This window comes from Streptomyces sp. NPDC023573, from assembly GCF_055559735.1.
In genome coordinates, this window is sequence record NZ_JBVHKB010000029.1 from 1 (window position 1) to 14,588 (window position 14,588).

General features: G+C 69.1%; 13 protein-coding genes. 6 read left to right on the forward strand and 7 right to left on the reverse strand.

Translation table 11 applies throughout. From position 1 onward, the window contains the following. Positions 1-384: 384 nt before the first annotated feature. Positions 385-1,273 (forward strand): IS5 family transposase gene (locus tag ACZ32T_RS37020; protein ID WP_467371953.1). Its coding sequence is split into 2 segments (ribosomal slippage): positions 385-906 and positions 908-1,273, totalling 888 coding nucleotides; the frame shifts between segments, so codons are not numbered across the junction. A gap of 10 nt (positions 1,274-1,283) precedes the next feature. On the opposite strand, the gene ACZ32T_RS37025 is transcribed toward ACZ32T_RS37020, so the two are convergent. The 4 genes from ACZ32T_RS37025 to ACZ32T_RS37040 form a co-directional block, all read right to left on the reverse strand. Continuing rightward, positions 1,284-1,805: a hypothetical protein gene (locus ACZ32T_RS37025; protein ID WP_467371930.1), complete on the reverse strand. Its 522-nt coding sequence runs from the start codon at positions 1,803-1,805 to the stop codon at positions 1,284-1,286. Between the two features lie 312 nt (positions 1,806-2,117). Beyond that, positions 2,118-3,692, reverse strand: a complete 1,575-nt coding sequence (locus ACZ32T_RS37030; RefSeq protein ID WP_467371931.1) for an MFS transporter — start codon at positions 3,690-3,692, stop codon at positions 2,118-2,120. Between the two features lie 211 nt (positions 3,693-3,903). Then, positions 3,904-4,500 (reverse strand): NAD(P)H oxidoreductase, encoded by a 597-nt coding sequence (locus tag ACZ32T_RS37035; protein ID WP_467371933.1) that lies wholly within the window; start codon positions 4,498-4,500, stop codon positions 3,904-3,906. A gap of 40 nt (positions 4,501-4,540) precedes the next feature. Further along, positions 4,541-5,290, reverse strand: a complete 750-nt coding sequence (locus ACZ32T_RS37040) for an SDR family oxidoreductase (protein ID WP_467371935.1) — start codon at positions 5,288-5,290, stop codon at positions 4,541-4,543. A 183-nt stretch (positions 5,291-5,473) separates the two neighbouring features. Here ACZ32T_RS37040 and ACZ32T_RS37045 point away from each other — a divergent pair, with 183 nt between their 5' ends. The 3 genes from ACZ32T_RS37045 to ACZ32T_RS37055 all read left to right on the forward strand — a co-directional run bounded on the left by ACZ32T_RS37045 (position 5,474) and on the right by ACZ32T_RS37055 (position 10,214). Continuing rightward, on the forward strand, positions 5,474-8,680 hold the full coding sequence (locus ACZ32T_RS37045; protein ID WP_467371937.1) for an AfsR/SARP family transcriptional regulator: 3,207 nt from the start codon (positions 5,474-5,476) through the stop codon (positions 8,678-8,680). 534 nt (positions 8,681-9,214) lie between these two features. Then, complete coding sequence (locus ACZ32T_RS37050; RefSeq protein ID WP_467371939.1) at positions 9,215-9,700, forward strand: Imm21 family immunity protein; 486 nt, start codon at positions 9,215-9,217, stop codon at positions 9,698-9,700. Positions 9,701-9,857: 157 nt separating this feature from the next. Next, positions 9,858-10,214 (forward strand): hypothetical protein, encoded by a 357-nt coding sequence (locus ACZ32T_RS37055; protein WP_467371941.1) that lies wholly within the window; start codon positions 9,858-9,860, stop codon positions 10,212-10,214. A gap of 398 nt (positions 10,215-10,612) precedes the next feature. On the opposite strand, the gene ACZ32T_RS37060 is transcribed toward ACZ32T_RS37055, so the two are convergent. Both ACZ32T_RS37060 and ACZ32T_RS37065 read right to left on the reverse strand, forming a co-directional pair. Further along, complete coding sequence (locus tag ACZ32T_RS37060) at positions 10,613-11,632, reverse strand: HEAT repeat domain-containing protein (RefSeq protein WP_467371943.1); 1,020 nt, start codon at positions 11,630-11,632, stop codon at positions 10,613-10,615. After that, the gene (locus ACZ32T_RS37065) at positions 11,604-11,753 is read right to left on the reverse strand and encodes a hypothetical protein (protein ID WP_467371945.1); all 150 of its coding nucleotides are present in this window, start codon (positions 11,751-11,753) and stop codon (positions 11,604-11,606) included. The genes ACZ32T_RS37060 and ACZ32T_RS37065 overlap by 29 nt, the downstream gene beginning before the upstream one ends. 216 nt (positions 11,754-11,969) lie before the next feature. On the opposite strand from ACZ32T_RS37065, the gene ACZ32T_RS37070 reads away from it, so the two are divergent. Further along, positions 11,970-13,115 carry a hypothetical protein gene (locus ACZ32T_RS37070; protein ID WP_467371947.1) on the forward strand — a complete coding sequence of 382 codons (1,146 nt, stop codon included), beginning with the start codon at positions 11,970-11,972 and terminating at the stop codon, positions 13,113-13,115. Positions 13,116-13,220: 105 nt separating this feature from the next. Beyond that, positions 13,221-14,033 (forward strand): DUF4253 domain-containing protein, encoded by an 813-nt coding sequence (locus ACZ32T_RS37075; RefSeq protein WP_467371949.1) that lies wholly within the window; start codon positions 13,221-13,223, stop codon positions 14,031-14,033. Positions 14,034-14,091: 58 nt separating this feature from the next. Here ACZ32T_RS37075 and ACZ32T_RS37080 read toward each other — a convergent pair whose 3' ends face one another. After that, a complete protein-coding gene (locus ACZ32T_RS37080) occupies positions 14,092-14,385 on the reverse strand; it encodes a hypothetical protein (RefSeq protein WP_467371951.1) in 294 nt (97 codons plus the stop codon). Positions 14,386-14,588 lie beyond the last annotated feature (203 nt).

The window sequence follows — 14,588 nt, forward strand, 5'->3', positions numbered from 1 at the left end:
CGACGCCCTCGAACGGCTCGCACTCCTGCCGAACCCCGGCTGACCAGCAACTTTGCCGCCCCTACGACAGCAACCCGAAACCGGAGCAGTGGAACCCGGCGCCACCCCGAGACGACACTCGGGCCCCCGGCCTGCCCACCCTCAGCCCACCACACGAAAACGGCCCACCAACTCCATCGGCGGACCGTCATGAAACTTCGAGGCTAAAGGCTGTTGTAAAACTGGATGAATGCCGAATATGCGCCATGATCCGAGTCCCCAACGGTGTCAACTTGCCCGGTTTCGGGAGTGCTCGTGACGCGGGCTGTGAAGTGCTCCGCGATCTTCAACCCCCTTCTGCAACAACCTTTAGGCCCTGTGTCGAAAGTGGATCTTGGACTGTGGATGATCACGGTTCATGGGTCGGGGAAATTTCATGGCGAGCAGTGGGCGGTGCTGGAGCCGCTGCTACCGAAGGGCACGAAGGCGGGGCGGCCGCCTGTCTGGCCTCGGCGGCAGTTGATCGACGGCATACGGTTCCGGGTCCGGACCGGCGTTCCGTGGCGGGACGTCCCCGTCGCGTACGGGCCGTGGGGCCAGGTCTATGACCTCTCCCGCCGATGGCAGCGGAATGGCACCTGGCACCGGATCCTCAGCCGACTCCAGGCGCTGGCGGAGACGAAGGGGGTGATTACGTGGGACCTGAATGTCGGCTCCACGGTCTGCCGCGCCCACCAGCATGCGGCTGGGGCCCGCATCCACGGTGACCGGCAGAAGGAACCACCGGGCGGCGTCTTCACCGAGCCCCACGATCACGGACTGAGGCGCTCGCGCGGCGGGTTCACCACCAAGCTGCACTTGGCCGTCGAGCAGGGCGAGAAGCCCATGGCGATCGTAATCACGGCAGAACAGCGCGGGGACTCGCCGTAGTTTCGAACCCGTGCTGGAGAAGGTCCGCGTGCCCGGCATCGGACCGGGCCGGCCACGCGTCCGCCCCGACCGTGTGCGGGCCGACAAGGCGTACGCCTCCCGCAGAAACCGTGCCTACCTGCGCCGCCGCGGGATCCGCTGCACCATCCCGGACAAGGCCGACCAGGCCCGCAACCGTCGGAAGCTCGGCTCTCGCGGCGGCCGGCCGCCGCGCTTCGACTTGATCGACTACCGCGAACGTCACGCGGTCGAGTGCGGGATCAACCGGCTCAAGAGGCACCGCGCCGTCGCCACGCGGTACGAGAAGCTCGCAGTCCGCTACGAAGCGACTGTCCTCGTCGCTGCCATCAACGAGTGGCTGTGACCCCCGACCGTCATACGGCGGGATCCACGTTCCACGCCTCCGGCAGACCGCTGCCGCAGAAGACGCAGACGAAGTCGTGCTCGCGCACGATGTTGTGCTCCTGGCAGTCGGGGCAGCGCCGGAACGCCACCTCGTGGGTGAAGCCGGAGGGCCTCCCAAGTTCTACGTCGTCCAGAGCATGAGCGACTGCCGACCAGGAGGTGATGTCCGGGCAGTATCCGGTGGACTGATTGCTGACCTCGCCCACGGTCCATCGGTCTGCCTCGCGCATGAAGCTGATCTCGCCGGCACTGAGGACCATGTCCCCGCCAGCGCAGGCCACGTGCTCGCTTCGCCGCGGCGCCAGCCGAAGCACACCATCCGTGCCGACCACGAAGGTGAACGGCTCGGTCAGCTCTGCTGCCGATCGCCCAGCGATCCAGCCGTCGAAGTCAGTTGCCGAGCTGATCGGGCACCCGCCAATGCCGGGGCGGACCGCAGCCTTCAGCTCAACCGGTCCGACATATCTGTACCTCTGCCCCCGCACGCTCACGTCAGCCAATCTAAAGCACTTCCGACACACGCCCTAGATCGACCAGGCCAGACTCCTCGGTCGACAACGGAGCCAAATGGGGGGGGCCATGCCGGCGGACTTCCCGCCGTGGGAGCGGGACTACGCCTTCTTGCGACGCCGCTGCGGGTGACCGTTGAGTTCCATGACCGGCTGCCTTGTGAAGCGTTCACAGCAGCGACTCCCGTGAAGCAGCCGACCGGGTCGGCGAGAAGGGGTGGGCCTTCCCGTCGATCACGCCACGGACATGACAGGCGCCGCGTTCGGGCGCGTGCTGCCGCGGCCGGTCCTTCGTCAACGGTTCACGGCAGGCTCCCCTTCCTGGTGATGGTCCTTGCGACGGGGTGCGCGGGTCTCGTCGGGGGCCGCTGCCGGGATCGGCGGAATGTGGCGCAGGAGCGTCATCACCAGTGCCGCGGTCACCAGGGCGAAGGCCGCGCTCACCGTAGCCGCGGTCTGAAGCCCCGCCGTGAACGCCTCGCGGGCGACGGTGACCAGTTCCGAACCGTTCGGTAGGCGTTCGGCCGCTGCCAGTGCCGCGCCGAGCGTGTCGCGGGCCTCCGGCGGGGCGTCCGCGGGAATGCCCCTGCGGTAGACCGCGACAGCCACACTCCCGGTGACCGCGATGCCCAGCGCCAGACCCAGGTCGTAGGCCGTCTGACCGGTGGCTGCTGCTGCGCCTGCCCTTTCCGGCGGGGCGGATCCGACCGCGAGGACCGTCCCGAGAACACTGATCGGGGCGACACCGAACATGATCACCGCGAGCGCGGTCGACGTAGGCACGACACCGGTGGCCACGATCATCGTCGCGTAACCGGTGAGGGAGACCGCCAGGCCACCGGAGAGTACGTACGCCGGGCGGACGCGCCGCGCCAGTACCGGCGTCAGTTGCGAACCGGCCACCAGACCCGCGGCGCCCGGCAGGAGCCAGAGGCCCGCCTCCAGCGGTGACTGCCCCGCCACCGCCTGAAGGTACTGCGGGACCAGGTACTCGACACCGTTCAGCGCTGTCATCCCGAGGAGCAACGTGAGCAGGGCGCCGGTGAAGGCCCTGCTGCGGAACAGGCGCAGATCGAGAAAGGGCTGCTCCAGCCGGTTCTGCCGACGGACGAAGAGAATGACGAAGGCCAGCCCGGTGGCGGAGGCCGCCGCCACCGAGACGCCCGGGCCGTGCTCGGCCATGTCCTTGATGCCGTACACCAGAGGAAGCACCGCCAGCAGAAAGAACAGGGCGCTCGCCAGGTCGAGTCTGCCGGCCGAGGGGTCGCGGTACTCGGGCAGCAGCGCCGGGGCTACGGCGAGGACCGGAACCATGATAGGTACGCCGATGAGGAACGCCGAGCCCCACCACCAGCTGTCCAGCAGGACGCCGCCGACGATCGGTCCCACGGCCAGGCCCACCGAGAGGGCGCTCACCCACATGGCGATCGCCGTGGCCCGCTGGCGCGGATCGGTGAACATATGGCTGATCAGTGCGAGTGTGGACGGCAGGACAGCTGCCCCCGCGACGCCGAGCAGGGCGCGGGCGGTGATCAGGGTCTCGGGGTTGGGCGCGTATGCGGCGACGAGCGAGACCGCCACGAAGCCGGCCGATCCGGCCATCAGCAGCCTGCGGCGGCCGATGCGGTCACCGAGCGTGCCCATGATGACGAGCAGGCCGGCGGTCAGGAACCCGTAGATGTCGGTGATCCACAGCACTTCGGCGCTGCTGGGCCGCAGGTCGGCGGTCAGATAGGGGGTGGCCAGCCACAGCACCCCGAGATCGGCGGTCATCAAGGCGACGGGGAGCAGGAGCAGGGCGAGGCCGAGCCACTGACGGGCCCCCGCGCGGGGAGAGGCCGGGGAAGGAGGGGAAGTTGGCGAAGTCATGGGATGACCTTCCGGTGCGGTGCTTCGGGTTCGGCTCGGACGGTGTTGCGGTGCCGTTCGGGCGGCGGCGCTCGACACGTCGCGACGGCGCGCCGGAGCGGCGGCAGTCGGCGGAGCTTCGGGCAGCGGAGGAGAGGCGAGCCGGTGAGTGGAAACGGCCGTGGCCACCCGGCGGGGCGGGCCCGTCGGGTGGCCACGGTGCCGTTCCCACTCAGTTGCGTGCGTTCAGGGCCGCCTCCGCGGCTGACAGGATTTCCCGCACCCGGCCGGGACGGGACCCCTCGGGGACGCCGGAGAGCTCGGTGTCGTGCAGCAGGTGGACCCTCGCGTCGGTGATGCCGCAGAACTCCGATATTCCGACACGTAGTTGGGTGTCCATCGCTCTGTCGAGCGCCGCCTGGCCGTAATCCGACGCGGAACCGCCCGCCAGGCCCAGCCACACCATCCGCTTGCCGGCGAGGCGCGGCCTGCTCCGTCCGTACGCGAAGCCGTAGCTCCATGTCCGGTCGATCCAGCCCTTGACGATGGCCGGGAGCCCGAACCACCACACCGGGAAGACGACGACGATGTCGTCGGCGGCCGCGATGCGCTCCCTATGGGCGTGGACCTCGGGCGAGTACCGCTTCTCACGGTCCGTCCAGTCCGGTTCGTCGACCGGGGTCAGGCGCGGGTCGAACTTCTCGGCGTACAGGTCCAGTACATCGACGGTGCCGCCGCTGTCCTTGATGCGGGCGTGCAGGTGGGCGGATATCCGGGCGGTGAGCGAGTCGGGGCGCGGGTGGCCGACGACGAGAAGGGTGTGGGGCATGGCGCAGCCGTCCTTCCGTGAGTCCGGGGTGGGCACGTGATCAGATCCCGAGGCCGGATCCGCCGCTGGCGTCGATGTTCTGGCCGGTGACCCAGCCGCTGTCGTCGGAGGCGAGGAAGGCGACGACGCCGGCGACGTCGTCCGGCTGGCCGACCCGGTCGAAGACGGAGAACCGGGCTGCGTGTGCCTTGGCTTCGGAGTCCGCCATCCACGGGTGGATGTCGGTCTCGATGGTGCCGGGGGAGACGGCGTTGACCGTGATACCGCGTGAGCCGAGTGTCTGGGCGAGGGTGAGCGTCAGCACCTCCACCGCGCCCTTTGCCGCGGCGTAGGAGGTCATCCCGGGGAAAGCGACCTTGGTGACACCGGAGGAGATGTTGACGATACGCCCGCCGTCCCGCAGCCGGTCCAGACCCTTCTGGATGACGAAGAAAGGCGCCTTGGCATTGACCGCGAAGACCTTGTCGTAGTCCTCCTCCGACACTTCGTGAATCAGCCCCGGTCCCGCGATACCCGCGTTGTTCACCAGGATGTCGACGCCGTCGGCGTGCTCATCGAACGCGTTCCACAGGGTATCGGCGTCACCGGGAACTCCGAGCTCGGTACGGATGGAGAAGGCGCTGCCACCCGCGGCCCCGATGGCGGCCACCGTCTCCTTGGCCGCCGTCTCGTTTGAGGCGTAGTGCACTGCGACGCGGGCACCGTCCCCGGCCAGTCGCAACGCGATGGCCCGGCCAATGCCGCGGCTGCCGCCCGTGACCAGTGCCGTCTTGCCGGTGAGTCGTCCCATGATGGTTTCTCCTTGGGTTGTGTCCCGCGTGGTGAGTCCTGGACTTCGCGGTCCGCGGGCTGCGTTCCGTGGCTCCGGACTTCCGTTGGTAGGAACTGTGCGCTTCTGCGCATCGGGTCCGGCTCGGGCGCCGTCACGGTTTTGTTCGGGTGTGTTCGGGGCGTCCGGGATACCGTGGGCGGCATGCGATTCGGGATTCTGGGGGAGACGGCCGTCTGGACGGATGACGGGCGGCCCATTCGAGTCCCGGAACTCAAGGTGCGCGCCCTGCTCGCCTCCCTGCTCGTCGATCCGAGCCGGCCCGTCGCCGTTCACCGGCTGATCGACGACCTGTGGGGCGACGAGCCACCCGGGAATCCGACACGCGCTCTCCAGGCCAAGGTCTCCCAGCTGCGGCGCATCCTCGACGACGCCGAACCCGGCGCGCGCCGGCTCGTCGCGTCACACGCGCCCGGATACCAACTCCTCGTCAGCCCCGCGGCGTTGGATGCCCATCGCTTCGCCGACCTTGCGGCGCGGGCCAGAACGGCACCGCACGCACGTACGCGGGCCGGGCTCCTTGCCGAAGCGCTGGCTCTGTGGCGGGGCCCCGCGTTCGCCGACTTCGAGGACAAGGCATTCGCACGGGCGGTCGTGAACAGACTGGAGGAAGACCGGCTCGCCGTGGTGGAGGAGCACGCCGAGGCCCGGCTGGAGGCAGGCGAACACGCTCACCTCGTGGGCGAGTTGGCCGGACTCGTGGAACGGCATCCGCTACGGGAACGGCTGCGCGCCGTACAGCTGCGGGCGCTCTACCGGGCTGGGCGGCAGAGTGAGGCGCTAGCCCGGTACGAGGACCTGCGGGCCCGGCTTGCCGACGAACTCGGCCTCGACCCGAGTCCGGACCTCGTGCAACTACACGGCGAGCTGCTACGGCAGGAGGCCGGGCCGAGCGTCCCCGCCGCGCGTCCCCGCGGCAACGTCCTCGCACCGATCAGTGAGCTCGTCGGCCGGGACGACGCCGTCAACCACGTCAGTGAACTGATCTCCGGCCGCAGGCTCGTCACGCTGACCGGGCCCGGTGGCGTCGGTAAGACCCGACTCGCCCTGGCCGTCACTGGGCGGCTGAAGGACACCTTCCCTGAGGGTGAGTGGCTCGTAGAACTCGCCGGTGCCGGCCCGGGCACCGATCTGGCCGAGGTCGTCGCCGTCACGATGGGACTGCGCGACGACGGGGTCTGGGGCGTGCGACCCGAGAACGGGGTGCCCCGGAGTGCTGCCGAGCGGCTCGCCGACGTGTTGAGTGCTCGGCAGATGCTGCTCGTCCTCGACAATTGCGAGCACGTCGTGGACGAAGCCGCCACGCTCGTCGAACTGCTGCTGCGCAGCGCGCCCGGCCTCGTCGTCCTGACCACAAGCCAGGAGAGGCTCGCTCTCGCCGGGGAGACCCTGTGGGCCGTGCCGCCGCTGAACACCGAGGGCGCGGTCGAGCTGTTCACGGCGCGTGCGGCCTCCGCCGCGCCCGGCTTCGTGCTCGACGATGGCAACCGCGGCGTGGTGGCGGCGGTCTGCCGTCGGCTGGACGGGATCCCCTTGGCTCTGGAACTGGCGGCCACACGCGTGCGGGCGCTTGGTGTGCATCGGCTCCTCGACCGGCTCGACGACAGGTTCCGTGTCCTCGGCGCCGGGCAGCGCGGCGGCCCTGCACGGCAGCAAACTCTCCGCGCGATGATCGACTGGAGCTGGGAGCTGCTGACCGGGCCCGAGAGGGTGGTGCTGCGGCGGCTCGCAGTGCATGCCGAGGGCTGCACGCCGGAGGCCGCCGAGGAGGTGTGCGGAGGTGACGGGCTCGACGGGAGCGACGTACTCGATCTCCTGGTACGCCTTGTCGACAGGTCGCTGGTCGTGGTCGCGGACGACAGGTACCGGCTCCTGGAGTCCGTGGGGGCGTACTGCGTCGCACGTTTGCGGGAGGCCGGTGAGCTCGAAACCGTACGGCATCGGCATGCCGCTCACTACACGAAACTCGCCGAGACCGCGAAGCCGTTCCTGCGCGGGCACGGGCAGCGCGGGTGGCTGGCCAAGCTGGACGCCGAGCAAGCGAACCTTCGCTGGGCACTCGAGGGAGCGCTCGAACGGGCAGACGCGGCGCAGGCGCTGCGGCTGGTGGACGCCCTCGCTTGGTACTGGATCGCACGTGGGCGCCTTGGCGAGGCGCGCCGCTGGGTGACGTCGGTGCTGGAACTGGCCGGCGGGGCGAGCGAGCTGCGCGCCCGGCTTCGGGTATGGCAGGTGGGCCTCACCATTCTGGTCGGTGACGGCGAGGCCCGGGCGTCGCGTATCGAGGTGGCGCTGAAGGAGTACGAGGAGATCGCCGACAGCGCAGGGCTGACGTGGGCGCGGTGGTTCCTCGCGCACACCTTGTGCGGTACAGGTGGTCTCTCCGAAGGCGAGGCACTCACGGGACGGGCCCTGGCGGGGTACCGCGAACTCGGTGACCCGTGGGGCGAGGCAGCGGCCCTCTCCGACCGGTCGGTGCAACGGCTGCTGGCCGGGGACCTGGCGGGGGCGCAGATGGACGCGACGCGGAGCGCGGAGCTGTTCGACGCGGTCGGCGACGCGTACGGGCAGTTGTGGTCGGTATACCCGAGGGCGGCGGTCGCCGAGATCCACGGCGACTACGCCCGATCGGCCGCTCTGCAGCATCGCGCACTGGAGACCGTTCGGGAGCTAGGACTCGCCACCCATGAGGCCGACCTTCTGTCCGGACTAGGACGGAACGCACTGTTGACCGGCGACTTCGACACAGCTCGTGAGTACCACGAGCGCGCCCGGCACTCCGCGGCCCGGACCGGATTCCGCGCGGGTGAGATCAACGCCGTGCTCGGTCTCGGGCTCGGCGCTCGGCGAGAGGGCCTGCTGAGCGAAGCGGATACGCATCTGCGGGCCGTCCTGGACTGGCACCGGGACGTCGGCCTTGACGGTGCCAACGCGCTGATCCTGGCCGAGCTCGGGTTCATAGCCGAAAGCCGGGGAGACGCGGACGCGGCCTGGGCGCTGCACCAGGAGGGGTACACCACGGCCCGCTCGACGGGCGACCCGCGAGCCGTGGCCCTGGCTCTTGAGGGACTGGCCGCAGCCCTTGCCCTCTCAGGCGCGGGGGAGCCGGCGGCGGTGCTGCTGGGCACCGCCGCCTCCGTCCGCACCGCTACCGGCGCCCCGCTGCCCCCGGCGGAACGCGGCGACGTGGACCGCGCGACGGCACGGGCACGGGAGCTAGTCGAGGATGGGGCATTCGAGAACGCGTACCGCCTTGGCGAAGGGCTGAGCCCGCGAGAGGCAGTGGCTTACGGCGGCGCCGAACCGCACCTGAGCCACGAGCCTGACCGCACAGGCGCACCGACTTCCTGACCTCACAGGCGCACCGGCTCGGAGCCTCCTACGCCCCCGCGCAGCCCCCAGGCGGTGGCCCAGACAACGCCAGGCGGTTGTGGGTTCAACTGGTTGTGGGTGCGGAGGGGACAGTGTCCCCGGGCCTCACCTGTAGCCCATGGAGCCCTCCGCCGAGAGGCGACCGCCCTCCGCACCCACACCCCCTATCGGCCCCGGCCGGCCTCCCCGACGAGGCCGGGGCTTTCCTGTGCCCGCGCCGCGTTGCCCGTCGGCGAGGCCGCCTCCTGTGCCCGTTGCTCAGAGGCCCAGGCGGTCGGTGACGGACGTCGCCGACGGCACCCGTGACACCCGCGGCCTCTGCTCTGCTCGGTCGCGCGGTCCGCGAGAGGCGTGGGCAGCTGGGAGCACCGCCCACACGACGGTGAAGGTCGTCAGCGCCGCGACATGGCCGCTGTTCGTCACCGCCTCGCACAGCTGAAGCGGTGAGAACGCGCCCTCTTGATCGGGCCATACGCTGATGCGATCGACGCCTGTGCTGCCCCGAGGACGAAAATGGCTCTGAACTGGTATGACACGAACGGTGGCCCGTTCGTCGCCGTTGTCTCGACCGCACTGCCGCAGTGGAGTGGCACTGAGGGCGAAGACTACGACCGGGCCTGTGAGGTCGTCGACGGCGTCGCTGTCCTGATGCTGGCGGGCGGCGGCCAAGCCCTCGTGTTCGGGGACGAACCGATGTCCACGGCTGTTCTGCCCGAGCACGCAGTCATCGCACGATGGTGCTACGCGGAAACCGAGGAGGGCGTAGGCGACTTGATCGCAGAGTCGCTGGCCGCGGCGGAGTGGATCGATGGGCCGGAGTTGAGGACCACCGGGCCTCTCGTCATCTTCGACTCCGCCTACCTGGGCACCGAGGTGGGCACCCTCACGGAGGGCATCACGCTCGATCTTGACGCGGGTCGCTACAGAGTCGAGTCCACCGTTATCGAACCGGGCAGCAAGACCCGGTTTCTCCTGGACCGATTCGTTCCACTCGCCTGACAGTCCCGCGATCCTGCGGGCGAGGGGCACTCGTGGTCCGCTTCGAGGCGACCGCTCTCATTACCGCGGTCAAGAATGGCTGTGACCTGAGGGGAGTATCAGCTCCGCGTGTCATTCTGGCCGCGATCAGGCCATCAGGTGGAGGGAGACAGGGCGGATGGGAGTCGCGTACTGCCGGGCCGAGAGTGAGAGCGGCGGCCACATCGAGGACCCGTCCGAGGACGCACTGGTCATGATGATTGACAACCTCAATGGTTCGGACAACACCTTCGTCGTCATCCAGCCCGACGCCGACGACCCGGCCTGGTTCACCTCCGTCGCGGTCCTGGACGAAGGCGGCTACGAGGTCGTCCGCCGCGACACCACCCGCCGCGAACACGACGTCGTCACCGAGGCCAGCATCGATCGGATCGCCCGCGACCTCACCATGTGGATGGCCGCCCGCGACTTCCCCGTCGGGCCCGAGCCACTGGGTGCCGAGGCGGCCCTTCTGGTCGACGGGCAGGAAGGCTAGCCCCGCGGGGAGTCCAGCGGCGTCCTTCCAGGCCAGCCAGCAGCGGACCGGGCAGGTGCCGGGGTTCTCCCCGTAGGCGACCGCGACGTCTCGGGCGGGCGCTGGAGGAACTGTTCGCCTACCACCGGCTCGGGCCGCCGTGGACGCTGTGCCCGTCGACCACGGATCCGGCGATCGCGGACGAGTGGCTGCACGAGTGGACCGATGTCCCCGGCGTGGAAGGTGTGTTGCAGCCAGGGTTTGGCATTGACCGATTGACCGCTATGTTGCTGTGTCGACGGTCAGTCATTTCTCCCCTGTCAAACGTCGGACAATTCCCCACCGTCTCACGCCCAGCCGCTGTCCGTTCAGGTCGACCGACGGGGTTCGGAGTGACTCAGTCGAGACGAGCGTCGAGCTCAGGTCGATGTGGTGCGCGCGCGAATGCGGTGCGCGGTCCGTAGTCCCTGTTTGGCGGCGGTTGCCACGAGGCCGCCGAGGATGGTTCTGGCGAGGTCGTGGGCGGCGAGGCGTTCCAGTGCTGGCAGGGCCCGGTCGTCGGCGGTGGAGCCGAGAGCGCGGCAAGCCAGTGCGCGGAGGTCCGGGTCGGGATCCGTGGTCAGGGCGATCAGGGCGTCCACCACCGGCGGGCCGAAGGCAGCGATGGCTGAGGCGAGATGACTGGCCTTCGGGTTCCGGCGTTCGATCATGGCCTGCCAGAGCGCAGCGAGTGCCCGGTCGCCGCCGATGTGGCTGAGCGCCAGGGCGGCTCTGCTGCGTACCCAGTTGGTCTCGTCGTTCAGCCGGGCTGTCAGGGCGGGTATGGCGGCCGGTTCCTCAAGGAGGCCGAGCGCCTCGCAGGCGCCCTCGCGGACCATCGGATCGGGATGCTCCAGCAGGGCGGTGATCAGCGGAACGGCCCGGCGGAAGCCGAGTTCGGCACAGGCGAGCGCCGACCACCGCACCCCGCGGTGCCCGGTGTCGGCGAGCGCGCGCAGTAGGCCCGGTTCGACGCTCGCGTCGCCGAACAGAGCGATCCGGTTGAGTGCCTTGGTCCAGACGGTGACATCCTGCGTCCGGTGGTCGGAGGCGGCCTCGGACAGGGCCGCCCGGGCCTGCGGATGGCCGAGCTCGGCCCACTCCAGCAGGGCGTCGATCGCCCGCAACCGGATCGTGCGGTTCCTGCTCAATTCGGCGGCGTGGACGGTGACGAGGGATGTCGGCCCGTCCGGCGGGTGGCCGAGTGCGTCCCCGATCGGGCCGGCGAGCGGTGGTTCGAGCTCGCCCAGCCACAGGGCCAGGGGGCCGATTCGGGTGCCGACGTCCGCGTCGTAGCGGCCGTCACCCCGCAGGTTCGCGGCCAGCTTGGCGACCGAACGGAACAGCAGCCATGCGCGGCCCGACGGGGAATCAGTGAGGGCGTCGAGTCTGCCGGACATCGCCGCGCTGACAGCGACCGGTGGCCTCCAGCACCGCCTCCGCCCAGGCGAGTGGCTCGCCCTGACGCTCGTAGAGCTGGCGACCCCACAGGCGGAGGACGGCGTCACGGTGGTCGGTCATTCCAGGATCGTTCCAGCAGGGAACACCGGCGGCCAAAGGGTTTTCCTCGCGGTCGGTCGGATACCAGATCATCTCGGCATAGCTCCGGCAGCTTCTGTTACGAGCACCGTCAACGCTTGGCGTCCCCCTGGAGAATCGTGACCGCCAGGGTGGGGAGGTACCGGCTCTGGCGCTGATCTTGTGACGGCCGCAGCCGGTAGACATTAGGGATGCCCAGTGGTGGTCGACGATGATGTGGGGATGACTGATCAGGGCTCCGCCGCAATTCCGGCGCGGGTGTTCGATGAGGAGCGCATATCCGTGCTCCTCGGTGGCTCAGCGATCGCCGGACCGTTGTTGGTGGGGGGCGCCAGCATCGCTGTAGGCCAGGCGGGGACGGTGATCACCCTGGAAGCGAGAGACGCACCCGCCAGGAGCGGTGTGTGGAGCGCTGAGGAGATACGTCTGATCGGACCCGCACCGGCCCCGGTCACAGAGCGACTGATGGGGTCGCCCTGGGACAGGGCAGGAAGCTCGTTGCCGATTTACATCGCGGTCCGTCTCGGAGAAGAGGTCTTGGACCTCGGCACTGCCAAGGTGAGCCAGGCCAGCACATCCGACGGCGTTCTCACCCACTGCGAACTGCGTTTTAAAGCACCCTTGAGTCGACAACTCCTCAGCCGGGTACGCCCACCACGTTCCCCGGTGGACCTGCCGGGCCTGGAGTGGCTCAGGAATGTGAACGGCGACCGTGCGGCAGCGCTGGAACAGTTCGTCACCGGCTGGTACCCCGCCGCTGGCGCCACCGCGCCACTTGCAGCCTGTTCTCCGTCACGCCTGCCTGCTGGACTGAAGCACCTGCACCAGCTCGCGAAGCACCGGCCGGGTGCCCTCGGAACCCAGAACAGCATCCTGCCCGAGCCAGACCTGCACACCGATCACCTGGGGGAGATGCTCGTCTTCGGCGCCGAGAACCAAGGAGGCTTCTTCTGGTCACTGCTGTGGACGCTCGACGGGCCTGAGGCCGATCCGACTGTCTGGTTCCGCGAATTCGACGAGGAACCGATCGCCGAGCAGGAACCGCTCAGCGGCTTCCTGATCCAGTTCTCCCTCTTCGAGGCTGCCATGGGGGCCGACTACCTGGCCCTGCCGCGCAGACTCACGGCTGCACAAGTCGCTCAGCTCACCCAAGCACTGCATCTTGTCCCCCTGCGTCCCTTCTGGCCCTGGGCACCCACGCACTTCTACGTGGCCCCCGGACTCGTCGTGCATGTCAGCAGCGAGGACGGCGAAGAATTCGATGTCTGGGCCGGCGCCACCCACCGAAGCGCCCTGGAACCGCTGGCCGACCTCCCCGTCGACTGGACCCGTTTCGACGGATGACATCACAAGATCAGCGACAGGCCGGGAGGAATTTCAGGAGTAGCAGGATCGATCGCTCGGACCCTCTCAGTGATACCCCTTGGTCGCAGCACTAGCATCCGGCCCATGCACCCTGAAGCCCGATCGAGTCTTGATGGCCTGCTCCCGCCCGGTCGGATGGTCACATCCGATGAAGGCGGCGGAGATCGACAGCCTTTGTGGCTCAGTGACGGGCCAGCCGCGCCTGAGCTGTGGACGCGGATGTACACCGAACACGCACGTTCCGGCTTGTGGCCGCTGCTCCTCGAGGCGCTGGACCCGAACGATGGCGAGTTCCGTCCTTGGGGATCAGGGGAGGTCTTCCCTGAGCAGATGTCCTCCCCGGCAAGCCATGATCCTGCCAGCCTCCTCGCACAGTGGTGGGCGGCCTACACGTCCGCCGATGAAGACGACGACATGCTCGACGTCAAAAAGCGCCTCGCTGTCACGGCCCCCTTCGGACAGGTATGGCCCGGCCTTGCGGCTGGCCGGGGGACGGTAACGAACCCTGAGCAACTGGCATCAGAGTTCGCGGAGGCGTTCCTCACCGACTGCCCGCGGACACGTCTGGGACTGGTTGCCGCTCCATCCGGTGCCGAAGCGCTGACAGCCGTGGGCTGGCCTGGCCCCTGCAACTACGAAAACGACACCGCGAAATTCTCTGCGGTCGTCCGGGATTGGGAAAACCGATTCGGAGCCCGTGTCGTCGCGGTCGGGTTCTCCACGCTGCACCTCAGCGTCGCCGCGCCACCGGTGAGCGAGCATGAGGCTCTGCTGGTTGCGGCCGAGCACTTTGCGTTCTGCCCTGACAACATCTGGCAGAGCAGCAGACCGTACACGCTGGCCGCGTATGCCGAGCGGATCACTGGTGCCAACCGCTGGGATTTCTGGTGGGACTGATCCGGCACTCGCTGTATGACAGCTCGCTGGCGCACCTGATTGGTGGCGGCGGAGTCGGTCATCGGCGGCGGGGCAGCGGGGTGACAGCGCGGGCATCGTGAAGGGCGGCGCGCAGGAGGCCGTTGTCGATGCTCAGGCGCTGGATGGCGGCCATGGCGAGTTCGAGCTGTTCGGCGAGGTCGCGGTTGTCCCGCCGCAGCCGGGCGTTGTTGGCCTGGACTTTGCTGTAAACGTCGGCTGCGGTCGTGCCGCTTGGCGTACGCGCGATGGCGGCGAGCTCGGCACAGATGTCTGGGTAGTTGCGGCGGAAGGTGGTGTTGGCGAGGCCGAGGCGGGTGGCGAGGGCCAGCACGCTCGGTCGTCGGCCGGTCTCGGAGGTCAGGCTGTCGATGACGGCGTGGACGTCGGTGCGGCTCGGCAGGGTGGCGGTGGGCGGTCACTGGGTGGTCCCGTTAGCGGTCGTCCGTGCCCGGGACTACGACGGTCTGTTCGTCCAGCGCGGTGAAGATCTCTTCGACCAGCCGCTCGGCCATCCTGGGCGCCTTCGGACGTATC